Consider the following 18,409-nt stretch of genomic DNA (forward strand, 5'->3'; position numbering starts at 1 on the left):
GAGCACGCCGACGATGTCGTCCGTGCAGCCGGGCGGATCGATCGCACGACATCGCCCTGCCTCCCCGCGCGCGGGGAGTAGGTTGGCGACGATGAGCAACGTGAACCTCAAGACGGAGAGCGGCCGACCTGCGCCGATGAATCGCGAGCAGCGCCTGGTGCTGATCATCGCCATCCTGGCATCGTTCGTGTCGTTCCTGGACGGCACCGTCGTGACGGTGGCGCTTCCGGCGATCCAGCGAGACCTCGGCGGCGGTCTGACGACCCAGCAGTGGATCGTCGATGCCTACCTCATCACCCTGGGCGCGCTGATCCTCGTTGCCGGCTCGCTGAGTGATGTGTACGGTCGCATCCTGATCATCCGGATCGGCCTGATCCTCTTCGGGATCACGTCGATCGCGATCGCCGTCGCGCCGACCGCCGAGTTCCTGATCATCGCGCGCGCGTTCCAGGGCGTCGCCGGCGCGTTGCTCGTGCCCAGCTCGCTGGCGCTCATCACCTCGAACTTCCGGGGACCCGCCCAGGCCAGAGCCATCGGGATCTGGACGGCCGCGACCACGAGCGCCATGATCGCAGGGCCCCTGCTCGGCGGCATCTTCGTCGACGTGCTGTCCTGGCGGTACGTGTTCGTCATCAATGTGATCCCGATCGCGATCGCGATGTGGCTGCTCGCCGTGCTGGGACACAGCGACACCCACCGTTCGAAAGTGGCGATCGACTGGCTCGGAGCCGCACTGTGCACCCTGGGCCTCGGCGGCGCCGTGTACGCCCTGATCGAGCAGCCGACACTCGGGTGGGGCTCGCCCCAGATCTGGATTCCGCTCACGGTCGGCGTCCTGTCGTTCGCGGGCTTTCTCGTTCGCCAGGCGCTGGCCCGCGCACCCATGATGCCGCTGGGCCTGTTCCGGATCCGCAACTTCTGGTCGGGCAACGTCGCGACGGCGTTCATCTACGGCGCGCTGTCGCTGAACGGCTTCGTCGTCGGGGTCTATCTGCAGCAGGGCGCCGGCCTTCCCGCGACACTGGCCGGCCTCGCCATGCTGCCGAGCACTCTCCTGATGATCGCGCTCAGCTCTCGAGTCGGAACCCTCGCGGGTCGATGGGGACCGCGGCTCTTCATGACGATCGGTCCGGCGATCATGGCGGTCGGAGCGTTGCTCCTGCTGACGGTGTCGAGCGAGTTCTCGTACTGGACGCAAGTGCTGCCGAGCGTCATCGTCTTCGGGCTCGGCCTGGTCCTGACGGTCTCGCCGCTCACCTCGGCGATCCTCGGGTCGATGGATCCGTCGCGATCCGGGATCGCCTCAGCCGTCAACAATGCCGTTTCGCGGGTGGCCGGGCTCCTGGTGATCGCCATGCTCGGCGCGATCGTCGGCGGTGCGCTGGATCTGACCGGGCTGCACCGCGCGGCGATCGTCACGGCGATCTTCATGGTGATCGGCGCCGTCGTCTCGTTCGCGGGCATCCGCAACCCGCCCCGATCCGCTTCGGGCGCATCGCAGTCCGAGCCCTCTTAGAGCATGCTCTTGGTGTGCCAGACGGTCTTGGTCTCGGTGAACGCGGTGATCCGCTCCAGGCTCGGGGCCGCAGCATCCGCACCCTCTTCCGGGGGCAGCACCCGCTTGAGGGTGTCCGCGGCGGCGATCTGAAGGTCGACCCAGTCCAGCGCCGAGGCCCCGACCAGATCGAGAGCGTTCACATCTGCGTGCGCCGCGAGCCACGGTGCGATCTCCGCCGGCGATCCGGTGAGGACGTTCACGACTCCCCCGGGCACATCCGATGTCGCCAGCACCTCGGCGAGCGAGATCGCCGAGAGCGGGAAGCGTTCGCTGGCGACCACGACGACCGTGTTGCCGGTCACGAGCGGCGGCGCGATCGCCGAGACGAGCCCGAGGAGCGACGAGTCCTGCGGGGCGATCACGGCGACGACACCCGTCGGCTCGGGCACCGAGATGTTGAAGTAAGGCCCCGCGACCGGGTTCGCGTTGCCCGCGACCTGGGCGTGCTTGTCGGTCCATCCGGCGTACCAGACCCACCGGTCGATCGCTTCGTCGACCTGAGCGGCGGCCTTCGCCGCCGACACCCCCTCGACCTGGACGATCTCGTCGATGAACTGCGCGCGACGACCCTCGAGGAGCTCGGCGATGCGGTACAGCACCTGGCCGCGGTTGTACGCGGTCGCCCCGCTCCAGCCCTTCACCGCGGAGCGTGCCGCGACGATCGCGTCCCGCGCATCCTTGCGGGAGGCCTGCGCGGCATTCGCGACGAACTCGCCCTTGGAGGTCGCGACCTCGAACGTGCGCCCCGACTCACTGCGGGGGAACGCTCCCCCGATGTAGAGCTTGTAGGTCTTGGGTACGGCCAGACGGGTCACTTGGCCACCTCCTTCTTCGCGGGGCGGGCGGGTCGCGCCGTCAGCGCGGGAGCGGATGCTGCGGGGGCGAGGTAGCCGGCCAGTCCGTGGCGTCCTCCCTCGCGTCCGTACCCGGACTCCTTGTAGCCGCCGAACGGCGACGCGGGGTCGAACCGATTGAAGGTATTCGCCCAGACCACGCCGGCGCGAAGCTTGTCGGCGACGGCGAGGATGCGGCTGCCCTTGTCGCTCCAGATGCCCGCCGAGAGCCCATACGGGGTGTTGTTGGCCTTGGCGACCGCTTCGGCCGGAGTGCGGAACGAGAGGACCGAGAGCACCGGCCCGAAGATCTCCTCACGCGCGATGCGATGGCTCGCCTGGACATTCGTGAAGATCGTGGGCGCGAACCAGAAGCCGTCGTCGGGGATGACGCACGGCGCACTCCAGCGCTCGGCACCCTCAGCCTCTCCGACGTTCGACAGTTCACGGATCCGATCGAGCTGCTCGCGGGAGTTGATCGCGCCGATGTCGGTGTTCTTGTCGAGGGGATCCCCCATGCGCAGCGTCGAAAGGCGCTCCTTGAGACGGTCGACCACCTCGTCGTGGATCGATTCCTGCACCAGCAGCCGGCTCCCGGCGCAGCAGACGTGGCCCTGGTTGAAGAAGATGCCGTTCACGATGCCTTCGACGGCCTGATCGATCGGCGCGTCGTCGAACACGATGTTGGCGGCCTTGCCCCCGAGCTCGAGCGTCACCTTCTTTCCCGTGCCGGCGATCTGCTTGGCGATCGCCCTGCCGACCCCCGTCGATCCGGTGAACGCGATCTTGTCTACGCCGGACCCGACGAGGGCTGCGCCCGTTTCGCCCGCGCCCGTGATGATGTTGACGACCCCCGGCGGCAGATCGGCCTGCTGGAGGATCTCGGCGAAGATGAGCGCCGACAGCGGGGTGGTCTCGGCCGGCTTCAGCACGACGGTGTTGCCCGCGGCGAGGGCCGGGGCGATCTTCCACGCCAGCATGAGCAGCGGGAAGTTCCACGGGATGATCTGCCCGGCCACGCCGAGCGCACGGGGATTGGCCCCCAAGCCGGCGTAGTCGAGCTTGTCCGCCCAGCCCGCGTAGTAGAAGAACCACGCGGCCACCAACGGCACATCGACGTCGCGCGACTCCTTGATCGGCTTGCCGTTGTCGAGGCTCTCGGCGACGGCGAGCTCGCGCGCGCGCTCCTGGACCAGCCGCGCGATCCGGAAGAGGTACTTGCCGCGGTCGCGCCCGCTCAGCTTCGACCAGGTCTTGTCGTACGCGCGCCGCGCCGCAGCCACGGCGAGTGCGACATCCGCGTCATCCGCCGACGCGATCGTCGCGATGTGCGACTCATCGGCGGGCGAGATCGTGGCGAAGGGCGTGCCGTGTCCCTCCACGAACTCTCCGTCGATGAACAGGCCGTATGCGTCGCGCAGCCGCAGGATCGATCGAGACTCGGGGGCGGGCGCGTATTCCAGAAAGCTCATGTGTGTCCTCAGTCGCAGGTTGTTCTTCGTCGCCGGCTCTTAGTCGATCGTGACGTAGTCGGCACCGGAGTAGTGCCCTGAGCGCATCTTCTGGCGCTGCAGCAGCACATCGTTGAGAAGGCTCGACGCTCCGAACCGGAAGAGGTGCGGCTGCAGCCACTCCTCTCCTACGGTCTCGGCGACGGTCACCAGGTACTTGATCGCATCCTTGGAGGTGCGGATGCCGCCGGCGGGCTTCACGCCGATCTTCTCGCCGGTCATCCGATGCCAGTCCCGAACGACCTCCAGCATGAGGAGCGTGACCGGCAGCGTCGCTGCGGGCTGCACCTTGCCGGTGGAGGTCTTGATGAAATCGCCGCCGGCGAGGATCGCGAGCCACGAGGCGCGCTTGACGTTGTCGTAGGTGTTCAGCTCGCCGGTCTCGAGGATCACCTTGAGCGAGGCGGACGTCCCGTCCGGGCGCCGGCAGGCCTCTTTCACGCGCGCGATCTGGTCGAAGACAAGCCCGTACCGGCCCGCGAGGAAGGCACCGCGATCGATGACCATATCGATCTCGTCGGCGCCGGCGGCCACGGCGTCCGCGGTGTCCTGCAGCTTGATCGCCAGCGACGATCGACCGCTCGGAAACGCTGTCGCGACGGCCGCGACGCTCACCAGGCCGTCATCGGGGTCACCGTGCGCAGCGCCCAGTGCGGCCACAGCGTCGGGCACCATGTCGCCGTACACGCAGACGGCCGCGACGCGCGGGCAGGTGGGATCGGCAGCATCCGGCCGCAGCGCCTTCGCGACGAGCGAGCGCACCTTGCCCGGAGTGTCGGCGCCCTCGAGCGTGGTGAGGTCGATCAGCTCGATGATCTTGTCGATCGCCCATCGTTTGGAGGTGGTCTTGATCGAGCGCGTGCCGAGCGCCGCCGCGCGCTGTTCGAGTCCGACGGCGTCCACGCCCGGAAGGCCGTGCAGGTAGCGGCTCAGTGTCGCGTCATCCGGCTGTCCGCCGAGCAACTCGACCGCGCGCTCGGGGAGCGTCTGCAATTCGGTGCGGCTCATCGGGGCTCCTGTGTCTGTTTCTGTGTCATCTGTCTGCTGTGCCGTCCTGGACCGCTGCCCGGGGTGAGTGATCCAGGATTCGCTCCCGGGATGAGAACGATCGTACGGTGGCACCCGCGCGGGATCTAGCGGACCCCTCGCGGGCGCTGGATGTTCAGGTGAGCGCGCTGCGCGCCTTCGCGACGTCGTCCGCGATCTGAGCGACCAGCGCCTCGATCCCCTCGAAGGCGACCATGCCCCGGATCCGCGAGACGAATTGCACCTCGACGAGGTGACCGTAGAGATCGAGCCCCACCTCATCGAGCACATACGCCTCGACCTGACGCACCTCGACGTCGTCGAACGTGGGGTTGCGGCCGACGCTGATGGCCGCCGGATACCGGATGCCGGAGCGCAGGGCCCCCTCCGGGCCCTCGTCGACGAGCCACCCCGCGTATACGCCGTCGGCGGGAATGAATCCCTCCAGCTGCGGGGAGAGGTTCGCGGTCGGATAGCCCAGTTCACGCCCGCGCTTGGCTCCGTGAACGACCTCGCCCCACACCGACGGGGTGCGACCGAGCAGTTTGGCGGCCGCCTCCACATCGCCCTCGGCGAGAAGCTCTCTGATCCACGTCGACGAGACGCGGCGATCGTCGTCGATCGCGCGGACGTCGTCGACGACATCGACGCGGTAGCCGTACTCGGCGCCGAGTTCACGGAGGAGCTCCGGGGTGCCCGCTCCCCCGCGCCCGAATCGGAAGTCGGCCCCGACGAGGATGGTACGAACACCGAGCGCCCCGACGAGGACGTGCCGCACGAACTCCGTGGCGGTGAGGTCGGCCAGCGCGCGGTCGAAGGTCAGCATGAGGGTCGCGTCGACTCCCGTCTCGGCGAGCATCTGCAGCTTCTGCGTGACGCCGATCAGGTTCTCGGGGCACACATCGGGGCGGAGCACACTGAGCGGATTGCGGTCGAACGTGACAGCCACGACGCGTGCGCCGCTGGCCGCAGCATCCACTTTCGCGCGATCGATCACCGCACGATGTCCGGCGTGGACGCCGTCGAACTTGCCGATCGCCACGACGGACGGACCGAACCCTGCCGGCACCTCTGCCGGGTCGCGGAAGACGATCATGACCTCACCTGAACGGCGGCATCCTCCGTCGTGGCGCCGTCGGGCGGCGGGTCCTGCGGCACAGGCGGATGCGTGATGAGCCACCAGATGCCCAGGAAGGGCAACACGAGCGGAATGAACAGGTAGCCCATGCCGTAGAAGGACCAGACCGTCGCCTCAGGAAACAGGTCGGGCCGGATCAGGCTCAGGGTGCCGATCGCGAGGACGCCGACGAGCTCGAACGAGATCGTGATCCAGGCGATGCGGTACCAGACGCGCGAACCGGCGAAGACGAGCGCGAGGGTCGCGACGATGTAGACCGTGGCGGATACGGCCGAGAGGGTGAACGCGAGGGGCGCATGGTCGAATCGCTCGATGATCTGCACGAGCGAACGGCCGAAGGCGCCCAGGGCCAGGATGCCGTAGACGACGACGAGCACACGTCCGATGCCGGACATGCGGCGGCGGGGGCGAGAAGCGGAGGACATGACCTCCCAATCCTACGTGCGCCGAGAGCCCGGGCTTCGGGGTTCGGGCCGCTCAGGCCACCTGCACGGTCCAGATGACCTGCATCCGCCACAGCATGATCGCGACCGAGAGGGCCGCGATCCCGAGGATCACGGTGCTCCACCTGCTGCGTTCGAGCAGCGCCCACGCGACGCCCGCGAGCGGCAGCAGAGCGGCTGAGACGAGGTACACCCAGAACTCCAGCAGGCTTCCCGTCGGCGGATTGCCCGCCAGCGGCGCCACGATGGCGATGACGATCTGCGCGATCAGGAGCAGTTCGAGCAGCGCCATCGCTCCCACCGACAGGTCGCTCGGGCGCCGACCGGCAAGCCCCAGGACGATGCAGAGCAGCCCGCCCGCGGTCGCCACGCCGATCTGGACGAACGTGAACCAGAGGATCATGCCGCCGGCTCCTCAGGGAGGTTGATCGCGCTCTTGACGTCGTCGCCGCGCCGCTCGACGACGCCGACGAGGCCGCCCAGTGGATCGATCGCCGCCGCCCGTTCTGCTCGCCCGATCCGGCCCGCAGCGCCGGGCAGCCGCTTGCCGTGGCGGAGGTCGCGCGCCTCATCGGCGCTCACGTCGAAGCGACCGAGCACGAGGGCGGCGATCTCGGCGGCCGAACGCAGCGCGTCGGGGCCGAGCGCATCGACATGTGCCGCGCCCTCCACCGGCAGCGGACCGATGCGAGTGCGTCGCAGCGACGTGAGGTGGCCGCCGACGCCGAGGGCGACCCCGAGGTCGCGGGCGAGCGCGCGGATGTAGGTTCCGCTCGTGCAGTCCACCACCACATCCAGGTCGATCGCGCCGGCGGTGCGACGTTCGGCACGCACGTCCAAGCGCGACACCGTCACCGTACGAGGGCGCAGCTGCACTTCTTCGCCGGCCCTGGCGAGGTCGTATGCGCGCCGCCCGCCGACCTTGATCGCCGACACGGTGCTCGGCACCTGCGAGATGGTGCCGGTCAGCGCGTCGACGCCGGCGCGGATCTGCTCTGACGTGACCGCGGCGACGGTCGCCGCATCCGCTCTCGCCGTCTCTGTTCCGTCGGCGTCGTCGGTGTCGGTCGACGAGCCGAGCCGGATGGTCGCTTCGTAGGTCTTGTCGAGCCCGACGATGAACGTGAGCAGGCGGGTGGCGGGGCCCACTCCGAGCACGAGCAGCCCTGTCGCCATCGGGTCGAGCGTGCCCGCGTGGCCGATCTTTCGGGTATCCAACGACTTTCGTGCCCGCGCGACGGCGTCATGACTTGTGATGCCACCGGGTTTGTCGACGAGCAGGATGCCGGACGGTGCCGCCATCAGCAGTAGTCCCCGAAGATGCGAATCGGATGCTCCAGATCGCTGTTCTCCACGATCGCGGATGCGGCTTCGCGCGGCTTCGCCTCACGGAGGTAGAGCTCCTGACCCTGCCGATAGCGCGCATTCGAGGGCGCGTCCGGGTCGGGCGAGCACCCGTCGCGCAGCGCCATCCGGGCGTACGCGACCGTGAACGGCACCTCGAGCCAGAGCGACCAGTGCCAGATCCCCCGCAGCTCGGGGCGATTCAGGAACACCCCGTCGACGATCAGCACGGCGTCGGCAGGCGCGGTGACCCACTGCGAGAGGGTTGCCGTGTCGCGACCGAGATCGAACGACGTCAGCTGGAAGCCGGTCGTGGCGCCCGTGCGGGCTCCGTCGCGGAAAGGGTCGATCAGCACGCGCCGGAACGTGGAGTAGTCGTACGAATCGGCGTAGAACCCCTCAGGCGAGTTGCGGCCGCGCGCGTAGCGCTCCGCGCGGGGCCGATGGAAATCATCGATCGACGCGCGGAACACCGCGTCGCCCTCTTCTGCGAAGGCCTCGGCGAGCCCGTCCGCGAAGACCGTCTTGCCCGATCCGTCGATCCCATCGACGGCGAGGATCACCCGGCCGCCGCGGTGGTTCAGCCGCACTTCATCGCGCAGCGACCGCCACAGGGTGGTGACGGGGTTCGTGGGAAGACGCATGTCACCAGCGTAAAGCCGCGGGGCGCTCGGTCGCCTCGGATCAGTAGGGCGCACCCCTGGATGCATCACTCGTGCACGTCGCCTCGACGGTCAGGGTGGCGCCATCAGGGTTCCAATTGGTCGCCGACGCGAAGGTGAACGGACTCGAATCGAAGATCCAACCGGTCTTCAACAGTCGCCGCGGCTCATCCGCCCAAGTGCGCGTATAGGTGGGCGCGATATTCACCGCGACGCGGCCGCTCTCGGTCACACGGACTCCGGCGGGCACAGACCGGCCCTCGGACAGGTTCTGGTCGAGTAGATACGGGTGCGTGCCCGGGCACTGAAAGTCCGGCATGGGCTCGGTCTGCCACAGGGTCGTGAAGCTACCCGCGTATATCGTGCGCGTAACCTCCGTCGGAACCTCCGCGGTCGTCGCATGCAGACTCGCCGTCGGCTGGCTCGCGACAACCGCTGCGAAAAGCAGAGTGGTAAGAAAAGCGCTCATGGAATCCTCTCCGTGCTCCTCAATATAGCAGTATATTAAGGAGCACGGAGAGAATACGCGGGAGTGGACGTGCTGAGGGCGGCTCCAGCCCGTGAACCACTGGATCAACGCTTAGGCTGGCACCTATGCCCGACCTGGCGACGCCGCTGATCGCCTGGTATCGCACCCACGCTCGCGACCTGCCGTGGCGCCACCCGGGTTTCGGTGCATGGGGCGTGCTGGTGAGCGAGTTCATGCTCCAGCAGACGCCCGTGAACCGCGTCATCCCCCACCTTCAGGCGTGGCTCGCACGATGGCCGACCCCGGCGGCACTGGCTGCCGACGCACCGGCCGAGGCCGTGCACCAGTGGGCGAACCTCGGGTACCCGCGTCGTGCCCTGTGGCTGCACCGGGCGGCGGTCGAGATCGTCGCGCGGCACGACGGCGATGTCCCGGCCGACGTCGACGCGCTGCTCGCGCTCACCGGTATCGGCGACTATACGGCGCGCGCCGTCGCGGTCTTCGCCTACGGTCAGCGCCACCCCGTGGTCGACACGAACACCCGGCGCGTGCTGGCGCGCGCGATCGACGGTCGTGCACAGCCCGATCCGCCGTCTCGTCGCGATCTGATCGCGATGACCGCGATCCTCCCCGACGAGGTGACCGCATCCACGATCGTGAACGCCGCGACGATGGAGCTCGGCGCGACCGTCTGCACGGCACGCGCTCCGCGCTGCGACGCATGCCCCCTCGCGGCCGCGTGCGCATGGCGGGCGGCCGGCTACCCCGACACCGGTGACAACCGACGTCGGCAGGCCCGATACGAGGGCAGCGACCGGCAGGCGCGGGGTGCGGTACTCAGAATGCTCAGGGATGCTGCGCCCACCCCGATCCCACTCGCCGAGGTCATCGCGGACTGGCCGGATGCGCGTCAGCGTGACCGCGCGGTCGATTCCCTCATCGCGGACGGGCTGGCCGAAGCATCCGAAGGACTGCTCCGGCTGCCGACCTGACGCCCTACTTGGTGTCGACGCTCTCGTCGATACCGTCGTCCTCGTCGTCCTCGAGATCGTCGTCCTCGAGATCGTCGTCCTCGAGATCGTCGTCCTCGAGATCGTCGTCCTCCAGCTCGCGCGGCTTGACGTAAGGGTCGGCGTCGCCGGCGTAGTTGCCGGCGGCCGCGAGCGCCGCCACTGCCTCGTCGCGCTGGCGCGCCTCCTGAAGGAGCGCCGCGATGTGGTCGGCGTTCTCGGGGATCGCGTCGAGGAAGAACTCCAGCGACGGGGTCAGTCGCGTGTTGAGGTGCTTGCCCACTTCGGTGCGGAGGAGACCCGTCGCCGACTTGAGCGCGGCAGCGGTGTCGGCGCGAAGCGCCTCGTCGCCCATCACCGTGTAGAACACGGAGGCGTGCTGCAGGTCTCCGGTCACCTTCACGTCGGTGATCGTCACGAAGCCGAGGCGCGGATCACGCAGCCCCTTCTCGAGTCGCTCCGCCAGGACGACGCGGATGCGGTCGGCCACTCGGGCCTGTCGTTCGCCTGCCATGTCTTCTCTCCCTGTTCGTGCACGCTCGATGAGCAGTGAATGGCAGGATGCCCCGCCCCGGTGAGGGCGGGGCATCCTGTACCGCGTCGGCTTCTAGCCGCGGGGCTTCTCGACCATCTCGGTCGTTTCGATCTCGTCGCCGATCTGGATGTCGTTGAACTTGCCGAGGCCGATACCGGCTTCGAAGTCCGTGCGCACCTCGGTGACGTCGTCCTTGAAGCGTCGCAGCGACTCGATGGCCAGGCCATCGGCCACCACCACGCCGTCGCGGATGACGCGAGCCTTCGCGTTTCGCGTGATCGTTCCCGACCGCACGATGACACCGGCGATGTTGCCGAACTTCGAGGAGCGGAACACCTCGCGGATCTCGGCGACACCCGACTGCACCTCTTCGAACTCCGGCTTGAGCATGCCCTTGAGGGACTGCTCGACGTCGTCGATCGCGTTGTAGATGACCGAGTAGAACCGGATGTCGACGCCTTCGCGCGACGCCCGCTCGCGGGCCTTCGCATCCGGACGGACGTTGAAGCCGATGATGATCGCGTTGTCGATCGTCGCCAGGTTCACGTCGGACTCGGTCACCGCACCGACACCGCGGTGGATGATGCGCAGCTGCACCGACTCGTCGACCTCGATCTTGAGGAGCGACTCCTCCAGCGCCTCGACGGCACCGGACACGTCGCCCTTGATGATGAGGTTGAGCGACTCGACCTTGCCCTCTTGCAGGGCACGGGTGAAGTCCTCGAGCGAGATGCGCTTGCGGGCCTTGGCCAGCTGAGCGTTGCGCTCGGCCGCTTCGCGCTTCTCGGCGATCTGACGGGCCAGACGGTCTTCCTCGGTGACGATGAACGTATCGCCCGCGCGCGGGACCGAGTTGAGGCCCTGCACCTGCACAGGACGCGAAGGAGCCGCCTCGAGCACGGCGTCGCCGTTCTCGTCCGCCATCGCCCGCACACGGCCGTAGGCCGTTCCTGCGACGATCGCATCGCCGACCCGGAGCGTGCCCGACTGGATGAGCACCGTGGCGACCGAGCCGCGACCCTTGTCGAGCTTGGCCTCGATCGCGACGCCTCGCGCCGCCTTGTTCGGGTTGGCCGTGAGGTCCAGGCCCGCGTCGGCCGTCAGCAGCACCGCGTCCAGGAGGTCCTGGATGCCGATGTTGTTGCGGGCCGACACGTCGATGAACATGACGTCTCCGCCGTACTCCTCGGCGACCAGACCGTACTCGGTGAGCTGCTGGCGCACCTTCGCCGGGTTGGCGTCGGGCTTGTCGATCTTGTTGACCGCGACCACGATCGGCACGTTCGCCGCCTGGGCGTGGTTGAGCGCCTCCACCGTCTGCGGCATGATCCCGTCGTCGGCGGCGACCACCAGGATCGCGAGGTCGGTGACCTGCGCACCACGGGCGCGCATGGCGGTGAACGCCTCGTGACCCGGAGTGTCGATGAAGGTGATCGCGCGATCGATGCCCTCGTGCTCGGTCCAGACCTGGTACGCACCGATGTGCTGCGTGATGCCGCCGGCCTCGCCCGCGACCACGTTGGTCTGGCGGATGGCGTCGAGCAGTCGCGTCTTACCGTGGTCGACGTGACCCATGACGGTCACCACCGGCGGACGGATCTCGAGGTCGTCCTCGTTCTCGTCCTCCAGCTCGCGATCGAGGTCGAGGCCGAAGCTCTCCAGGAGCTCCTTGTCTTCGTCCTCGGGCGAGACCATCTGGATCTTGTAGCCGAGCTCGGCGCCGAGAACCTCGAACGTCGCCTCGTCCAGCGACTCGGTGGCCGTGGCCATCTCGCCGAGGTTGAAGAGGATCGTCACGAGGGTGCCGGGCTGCACCGTGTAGCCGGTGATCGTCTCGATCTTGTCGGCGAAGTCCGAGATCGACGCGCCGCGGCGCATCCGGATGATCTCGCCGTTGCCGCGCGAGACGTTGACGCCGCCAACCGTCGGCGCATCCCTCATCTCGAATTCCTGGCGCTTCGCCCTGCGCGACTTGCGCTGCTTGGACTTGCCGCCGCCCTTGCCGAATGCACCGGCCGTGCCGCCGCCGGGTCCGCGACCGCGACCGCCGCCGCCACCGGGGCGACCTGCGAAACCGCCGGCCGGAGCCGCACCCGGAGCACCCGGACGCTGGAAACCGCCACCCGCACCACCGGGGCGACCGGGACCACCCGGACGCTGCTGGAACGGGGCACCCGGACGACCTGCGCCACCGGGGCGACCCGGGCGCGCGCCGGGAGCACCCGGACGCGGCGCGCCGGGGCGAGGCGCCTGCGGGCGCGGGATGTTGCCGGGGCTCGGAGCGGGACGCTGGCCCATGCCCTGGGCGCTCGCGAAGGGGTTGTTGCCCGGGCGCGGCCCCGCGGGGCGCTGACCCATGCCCTGGGCGCTCGCGAACGGGTTGTTACCCGGACGCGGTGCACCACCGGGGCGGGGAGCACCGGGAGTGGGCGCTCCTGCCGCTGCGTCCGCCGCGGGGGCGGAAGGCGCGGAAGCAGCAGGAGCAGCGGGGGCCGGCGCGGCGGGTGCAGCGGGCGCGGGAGCGGATGCGGCGGCTCGGGCCGGCTCGGGAGCGGACGGAGCAGGAGCCGACGGAGCGGGAGCCGCGGGTGCCGGAGCGCTCGTCGCCGGGGCGGCGGGCGCTGCCGGAGCCGGGGCGGCCGGAGCCGACGGGCGCACGGGGCCGGGGCGACCCGCCGGGCGCGCGGGAGCAGCGGACGCGGCCGGGGCGCTGGCGGCGGGCTTGGCCGCGCCATCCGCCTCGAGGGCGGCCCGAAGCTTGCGAGCCACGGGGGGCTCGATGGTCGATGAAGGACTCTTCACGAACTCGCCGAGCTCTTTCAGCTTGGCGAGGGCGATCTTGCTGTCGACTCCGAGCTCGGAGGCGATCTCATGAACGCGGGGTTTGGCGTTTGCCACAATTCTCCTGTCTGGGGTCTACCCAGGCAGGGCAGACCGTTAGTTGAAGGGACTCATTTCGAGCCGTTCACTTTGTTTCCATAGCCGTTCAGCCTGTTCTCTAACGTCTGCGAATCGAGAGGACCCGACACGCGCATTGCTCGCACGAAGGCGCGGCGCCGAAGGGCGGCATCCACGCACTCACGCGTCGGATGCACCCACGCGCCTCTTCCGGGCATCGTCGCCTTCTCATCGGGGATGAGGTGGGAATCGATGGCCACCACCCTGAGCAGGGCGGAGCGGGAAGCACGGGCGCGACAACCGACGCACGTTCGTACAGGTTCCATGTTACACCCCTCCTCCGTGCCGACTCCGCGAGGAGGTGGCATGTGGAGCGCTCAGCCCTCTTCGAGAATGGAGTCCGGCTGGATGTCGATCTTCGCACCGGTGAGCTTGGCGGCGAGGCGGGCGTTCTGCCCCTCCTTGCCGATCGCCAGCGACAACTGGTAGTCGGGCACGAGCGCGCGAACGGCCTTCGACGAGGCATCCAGGATGAAGCTCGAAGTGACCTTCGCCGGGGAGAGGGCGTTCGCGACGAACTTCGCCAGCTCGGGGTTGTAGTCGACGATGTCGATCTTCTCGCCGCCGAGCTCTTCCGTCACGGCGCGCACGCGACGGCCGAGCTCGCCGATGCAGGCGCCCTTGGCGTTGATCGACGGGTCGGTGGCGCGAACGGCGACTTTACTGCGGTGGCCGGCCTCGCGGGCGAGCGAGACGATCTCGACGAGGCCCGATGCGATCTCGGGCACTTCCAGCGCGAAGAGCTTGCGGACGAGACCGGGGTGCGTGCGCGAGACGGTGATCTGCGGACCCTTCGTGCCCTTCGACACCGACGTGACATACACCCTCAGCCGTGAGCCGTGCGGGTAGTCTTCACCCGCGACCTGCTCCTCGGGGGGAAGGATCGCCTCGACCGTGCCGAGGTCGACGTGCACCATGCGAGGGTTCGGACCCTGCTGCACGATGCCTGCGACGATGTCGCCCTCTTTGCCGCGGAATTCTCCGAGCACGGCGTCATCGGCGATGTCGCGCAGCCTCTGGCTGATGACCTGCTTCGCGGCGAAGGCCGCAATGCGGCCGAAGTCGTCGGGAGTGGTCTCCTCCTCGCCGATGATCGCGCCCTCGTCATCGAGGAGGGGCACGAAGACGGCGACATGGCCGGTCTTCTGGTCGATCTTCGCGCGAGCGCCCTCCGGGAGTTCACCGGTGGCGGAGGTGTGCCGGCCGTAGGCGGTCAGAATCGCCTGTTCGATGATGCGGACGAGTTCGTCGAAGGGTATCTCCTTCTCACGCTCGACCGTCCTCAGCAATCCGAGATCGATGTCCACAGTGGCCCTCCATATTCAGCTCTCGCCGGCGCGTCCTACCCGCCGGCATCCCCCCTACGTTACCGGATGTGCGCCGGGTCGAGCCCGGATCGAATCCACGTCAAGCCCCCGCCCAGGACGGCGCGTCGGTCTAGGGTGACGTCGTGGCCCCTCTGGACTCTGTGAAGAACACCGCCAAGAATGCCGCGCGGACGGCGGAGTCGAGCAAGGCCTTCGAGGTGACCGCGCGCGCGGGGTATGCCGCGAACGGCGTTGTGCACATCCTCATCGGGGTCATCGTGATCGCCCTCGCACTCGGCGGTGAGGGCCAGAGCGACCAATCCGGAGCGTTGAAGGCGATCGCCGGCGCCCCCTTCGGCTTCGTCGCGCTGTGGGTGCTCGCTGTCGCGCTCGGCGCGCTCGGGCTGTGGCACGCGCTGGAAGGCTTCCTCGTGCGTGCGGCGCCCGGCGCGGGTGGTGGGGCGTCCGAGACGGCGAAGAAGCAGGGTTCGAAGTGGGGTCGTCGACTGTCGGAATGGGGCCAGGGCCTGGTGTTCATCGCGCTCGGCGTCATCGCGGCATCGGTCGCCCTCGGAGCGAAGGTGAATAGCAGTGACCAGTCCGCCCAGGATGCGAGCCGCAGTCTGCTCTCGGTTCCCGGGGGCCCCTTCGTGCTGGGGCTGATCGGTCTCGGGATCGGGATCGGCGGGATCGCGTTCATCGTGATGGGCGTCATGCGCAGTTTCGAGAAGAAGATGAGCATCCCCTCGGGTGGAATCGGCCCGGCGGTGAAAGGACTGGGGATCGTCGGGTACATCGCAAAGGGGATCGCTTTGGCCATCGTCGGGATCCTGCTGCTCGTGGCCGCCGTGAAGGTCGACCCGAACGCGGCGGGCGGGCTGGATGCCGCGTTCGATGCACTGCTCGCTCTCCCCTACGGCCCATGGCTCGCGGGCACTGTGGGCGTCGGGCTCATCGCCTACGGGGTGTTCTGCTTCTTCCGGGCCCGGTTCGCCCGGCTCTGACTCTGTCCGCCCTCCCGGCGCTCGCCATCTATGGCGTGACATCCGCACTGTCAATCCCCTGCCGTTCCGAGCCTCGCGGGGCGAACGTGGTGTCATGACTGAACTGACCGGAACAGACGCGCTCGCCCGCGTGAAAGAGCTCGTCGAAGACATCGACTTCACGATGCTCACCACCCAGGACGACGACGGCAACCTCGTCAGCCGCCCGATGAGCACACGCCAGATGGACGCGAGCGGCGACATCTGGTTCTTCACTGCCGAGGACTCGGAGAAGGTCGAAGAGGCCACGTCCCACCGCGACGTCGGGCTGTCGTACTGCGATGCCAAGGGCATGCGATACGTCTCGGTGGCCGGACGCGCGAGCGTCGTGCACGACACCGCGAAGATGCAAGAGCTCTACACGCCCTCGCTCGACATCTGGTTCGAGGAGGGGCTCGAGACCCCGGGTATCGCCCTGCTCAAGGTCACACCGGTCGAGACCGAGTTCTGGGAGCCGTCCAAGGGCAAGGTGGCCATGGCCGCCGGCATGCTGAAGGCCTTCGTGACCAAGGACACGCCCGACGACGACATCATGAACCACGGCAAGATCAGCTGCTGAGGCGCCGGCGTCCGGTCGTACGTCGGAGGATCACGGCAATGTCGGAGGATTTCCCTGGAAACCCTCCGACATGCGGCTGATTCTCCGACGTACGGATGCTGCACAGTGGGTCAGCGCGCCCTCAGGCGCTGCGCGACCTCGGCCACAGGGACGACCTCGCGGTCGCCGGTGCGGCGGTCCCAGAGCTCGACCTGGCCTTCGGCCGCTGCGCGGCCGACGATGACGATCTTCGGCACGCCTACGATCTCGGCGTCGCCGAACTTCACGCCGGGCGAGACCTTCGGCCGATCGTCGTAGAGGACGTCGAGCCCGGCTGCCTCGAGTTCGGCCGACAACGCCTCGGCGACGTCGAACACGACGGCATCCCTCCCCGCCGCCACGATGTGCACGTCGAACGGCGCGACCGAGGCGGGCCAGATGAGGCCCTTCTCGTCGTTGTTGAGCTCGGCGATGATTGCGAGGATGCGGGTCACGCCGATGCCGTACGAGCCCATCGTCACGGTGACGAGCTTGCCGTTCTCGTCGAGCACCTTCAGTCCCAGCGCCTCGGCGTACTTGCGGCCGAGCTGGAACACATGCCCGATCTCCATGCCGCGCGCGAGTTCGACGGGCCCGGACCCATCGGGCGCCGGGTCACCGGCGCGCACGGTGGAGACTTCGACGTACCCGTCTGCCGTGAAGTCGCGCCCGGCGACGAGCGAGTGCACGTGCATCTGGTCGATGTTGGCACCCGTGATCCACGAGGTGCCGTCGACGACCCGCGGATCCAGCAGATACCGGATGCCGGTGGCCGACTCTTCGCCGAGGATCGCACCCGTCTCGGACCAGGGCCCGATGTACCCCTTCACGAGGAGAGGGTTGCGCTCGAAGTCCTCGGGAGTCGCCTGCTCGACCTCTGCCGGGGCGAACGCGACCTCGACCCGCTTGTCGTCGACGTCGCGGTCACCGGGAAGACCCACGATGACGAGCTCACGGGTTCCATCGAGGTGGGTGAGGGCGAGGACCACGTTCTTGAGCGTGTCGGCAGCGGTGAAATCGCCGCCCTCCGGAGCGCTGAGGACCGCGTTGGCGTGGTCGACCAGCGTCTGGATCGTCGGAGTGTTCGGCGAGTCGAAGATCACGGTTTCCGCAAGCCCGTCGAACGGAATGGGCTCCGGCACGACGGTCGTGAACGCCTCGACGTTGGCGGCGTAGCCGCCGGCCGAACGGACGAAGGTGTCTTCGCCGATCGGGGTGGGGTGCAGGAACTCCTCGGACCGCGATCCGCCCATGGCCCCGGCATCCGCCTGCACGATCACGTACTCGAGCCCGAGGCGCTGGAAGATGCGCTCGTACGCGTCTCGCTGACTCATGTACGAGGCATCCAGGCCCGCGTCCGTGTAGTCGAACGAGTAGGCGTCCTTCATCGTGAACTCGCGGCCACGCAGGAGACCGGCGCGCGGACGCGCCTCATCGCGATACTTGTCTTGGATCTGATAGATCGACAGGGGCAGGTCTTTGTACGAGTTGTACAGGTCTTTCACGAGCAGCGTGAAGACCTCTTCGTGCGTCGGCGCGAGGAGGTAGTCGGCGTCCTTGCGGTCCTTGAGGCGGAAGATGCCGTCGCCGTACTCCTCCCACCGGCCGGTGACCTCGTAGGGCTCGCGCGGGAGCAGCGCGGGGAAGTGCACTTCGTACGCCCCCGCGTTCGTCATCTCTTCGCGGATGATCGTCTCGATCTTGGCCTTCACCCGCAGGCCGAGCGGCAGCCACGCGAAGATCCCCGGCGCCTGGCGACGGATGTAGCCGGCGCGGACGAGCCACCGGTGCGAGGCGACCTCGGCGTCGGAGGGGTCCTCACGGAGCGTGCGGAGGAAGAAGTGCGAGAGACGGGTAACCACAAGAGCCAAGTCTACGGATGCGGCGAGTGCGCGCTGCGACTCGATCGAGGGCCTCGCCCACACCCCAGACGGCGCAGTACTCAGAAGATGACGGCGGCAGGACGAGTCCGACCGCGGGGATCACGCCCCCGCG

18 protein-coding genes are annotated in these 18,409 nt (G+C 68.4%); 4 read left to right on the forward strand and 14 right to left on the reverse strand.

Translation table 11 applies throughout. The features are described from left to right. Positions 1 to 91: 91 nt before the first annotated feature. A complete protein-coding gene (locus F6B43_RS05560; RefSeq protein ID WP_246159811.1) occupies positions 92 to 1,516 on the forward strand; it encodes an MFS transporter in 1,425 nt (474 codons plus the stop codon). On the opposite strand, the gene F6B43_RS05565 is transcribed toward F6B43_RS05560, so the two are convergent. From F6B43_RS05565 to F6B43_RS05605, 9 genes are all read right to left on the reverse strand, one after another. Continuing rightward, positions 1,513 to 2,373 (reverse strand): aldehyde dehydrogenase family protein, encoded by an 861-nt coding sequence (locus F6B43_RS05565; protein WP_150447847.1) that lies wholly within the window; start codon positions 2,371 to 2,373, stop codon positions 1,513 to 1,515. The genes F6B43_RS05560 and F6B43_RS05565 overlap by 4 nt on opposite strands. Continuing rightward, positions 2,370 to 3,863, reverse strand: a complete 1,494-nt coding sequence (locus F6B43_RS05570) for an aldehyde dehydrogenase family protein (protein WP_150447848.1) — start codon at positions 3,861 to 3,863, stop codon at positions 2,370 to 2,372. The genes F6B43_RS05565 and F6B43_RS05570 overlap by 4 nt, the downstream gene beginning before the upstream one ends. Positions 3,864 to 3,902: 39 nt before the next feature. Continuing rightward, on the reverse strand, positions 3,903 to 4,910 hold the full coding sequence (deoC, locus tag F6B43_RS05575; protein WP_150447849.1) for a deoxyribose-phosphate aldolase: 1,008 nt from the start codon (positions 4,908 to 4,910) through the stop codon (positions 3,903 to 3,905). Between the two features lie 154 nt (positions 4,911 to 5,064). After that, positions 5,065 to 6,024: a bifunctional riboflavin kinase/FAD synthetase gene (locus F6B43_RS05580; protein ID WP_150447850.1), complete on the reverse strand. Its 960-nt coding sequence runs from the start codon at positions 6,022 to 6,024 to the stop codon at positions 5,065 to 5,067. Next, positions 6,021 to 6,491: a hypothetical protein gene (locus tag F6B43_RS05585; protein WP_246159812.1), complete on the reverse strand. Its 471-nt coding sequence runs from the start codon at positions 6,489 to 6,491 to the stop codon at positions 6,021 to 6,023. The genes F6B43_RS05580 and F6B43_RS05585 overlap by 4 nt, the downstream gene beginning before the upstream one ends. Positions 6,492 to 6,543: 52 nt before the next feature. Then, positions 6,544 to 6,912 (reverse strand): hypothetical protein, encoded by a 369-nt coding sequence (locus tag F6B43_RS05590; RefSeq protein ID WP_150447851.1) that lies wholly within the window; start codon positions 6,910 to 6,912, stop codon positions 6,544 to 6,546. Then, entirely contained in the window at positions 6,909 to 7,811 is a 903-nt protein-coding gene (truB, locus tag F6B43_RS05595) for a tRNA pseudouridine(55) synthase TruB (protein ID WP_150447852.1), read from the reverse strand. Before truB ends, F6B43_RS05590 begins: the two co-directional genes overlap by 4 nt. Further along, the gene (locus F6B43_RS05600; protein WP_150447853.1) at positions 7,811 to 8,497 is read right to left on the reverse strand and encodes a nucleoside/nucleotide kinase family protein; all 687 of its coding nucleotides are present in this window, start codon (positions 8,495 to 8,497) and stop codon (positions 7,811 to 7,813) included. Before F6B43_RS05600 ends, truB begins: the two co-directional genes overlap by 1 nt. A 40-nt stretch (positions 8,498 to 8,537) precedes the next feature. Beyond that, positions 8,538 to 8,834, reverse strand: coding sequence for a hypothetical protein (locus tag F6B43_RS05605; protein WP_150447854.1), 297 nt, complete (start codon positions 8,832 to 8,834; stop codon positions 8,538 to 8,540). Positions 8,835 to 9,109: 275 nt separating this feature from the next. Here F6B43_RS05605 and F6B43_RS05610 point away from each other — a divergent pair, with 275 nt between their 5' ends. Further along, positions 9,110 to 9,976 (forward strand): HhH-GPD family protein, encoded by an 867-nt coding sequence (locus F6B43_RS05610; protein ID WP_150447855.1) that lies wholly within the window; start codon positions 9,110 to 9,112, stop codon positions 9,974 to 9,976. Positions 9,977 to 9,980: 4 nt separating this feature from the next. On the opposite strand, the gene rbfA is transcribed toward F6B43_RS05610, so the two are convergent. The 4 genes from rbfA to nusA all read right to left on the reverse strand — a co-directional run bounded on the left by rbfA (position 9,981) and on the right by nusA (position 14,794). Continuing rightward, positions 9,981 to 10,508 carry a 30S ribosome-binding factor RbfA gene (rbfA, locus tag F6B43_RS05615; RefSeq protein WP_150447856.1) on the reverse strand — a complete coding sequence of 176 codons (528 nt, stop codon included), beginning with the start codon at positions 10,506 to 10,508 and terminating at the stop codon, positions 9,981 to 9,983. Positions 10,509 to 10,601: 93 nt separating this feature from the next. Beyond that, on the reverse strand, positions 10,602 to 13,427 hold the full coding sequence (infB, locus tag F6B43_RS05620; RefSeq protein ID WP_150447857.1) for a translation initiation factor IF-2: 2,826 nt from the start codon (positions 13,425 to 13,427) through the stop codon (positions 10,602 to 10,604). Positions 13,428 to 13,480: 53 nt separating this feature from the next. Beyond that, on the reverse strand, positions 13,481 to 13,795 hold the full coding sequence (locus F6B43_RS05625; protein WP_343030075.1) for a YlxR family protein: 315 nt from the start codon (positions 13,793 to 13,795) through the stop codon (positions 13,481 to 13,483). A 9-nt stretch (positions 13,796 to 13,804) separates the two neighbouring features. Then, a complete protein-coding gene (gene nusA, locus F6B43_RS05630; RefSeq protein WP_150447859.1) occupies positions 13,805 to 14,794 on the reverse strand; it encodes a transcription termination factor NusA in 990 nt (329 codons plus the stop codon). Positions 14,795 to 14,937: 143 nt separating this feature from the next. Here nusA and F6B43_RS05635 point away from each other — a divergent pair, with 143 nt between their 5' ends. After that, on the forward strand, positions 14,938 to 15,798 hold the full coding sequence (locus F6B43_RS05635; protein ID WP_150447860.1) for a DUF1206 domain-containing protein: 861 nt from the start codon (positions 14,938 to 14,940) through the stop codon (positions 15,796 to 15,798). A gap of 94 nt (positions 15,799 to 15,892) precedes the next feature. Continuing rightward, positions 15,893 to 16,396 (forward strand): pyridoxamine 5'-phosphate oxidase family protein, encoded by a 504-nt coding sequence (locus F6B43_RS05640; RefSeq protein WP_150447861.1) that lies wholly within the window; start codon positions 15,893 to 15,895, stop codon positions 16,394 to 16,396. A gap of 110 nt (positions 16,397 to 16,506) precedes the next feature. Here the strand turns inward: F6B43_RS05640 and F6B43_RS05645 are convergent, their stop codons facing one another. Further along, entirely contained in the window at positions 16,507 to 18,276 is a 1,770-nt protein-coding gene (locus tag F6B43_RS05645; RefSeq protein ID WP_150447862.1) for a proline--tRNA ligase, read from the reverse strand. Between the last annotated feature and the right edge of the window lie 133 nt (positions 18,277 to 18,409).

Source organism: Microbacterium rhizomatis, assembly GCF_008710745.1.
In the GTDB taxonomy this organism is placed as follows: Bacteria; Actinomycetota; Actinomycetes; order Actinomycetales; family Microbacteriaceae; genus Microbacterium; species Microbacterium rhizomatis.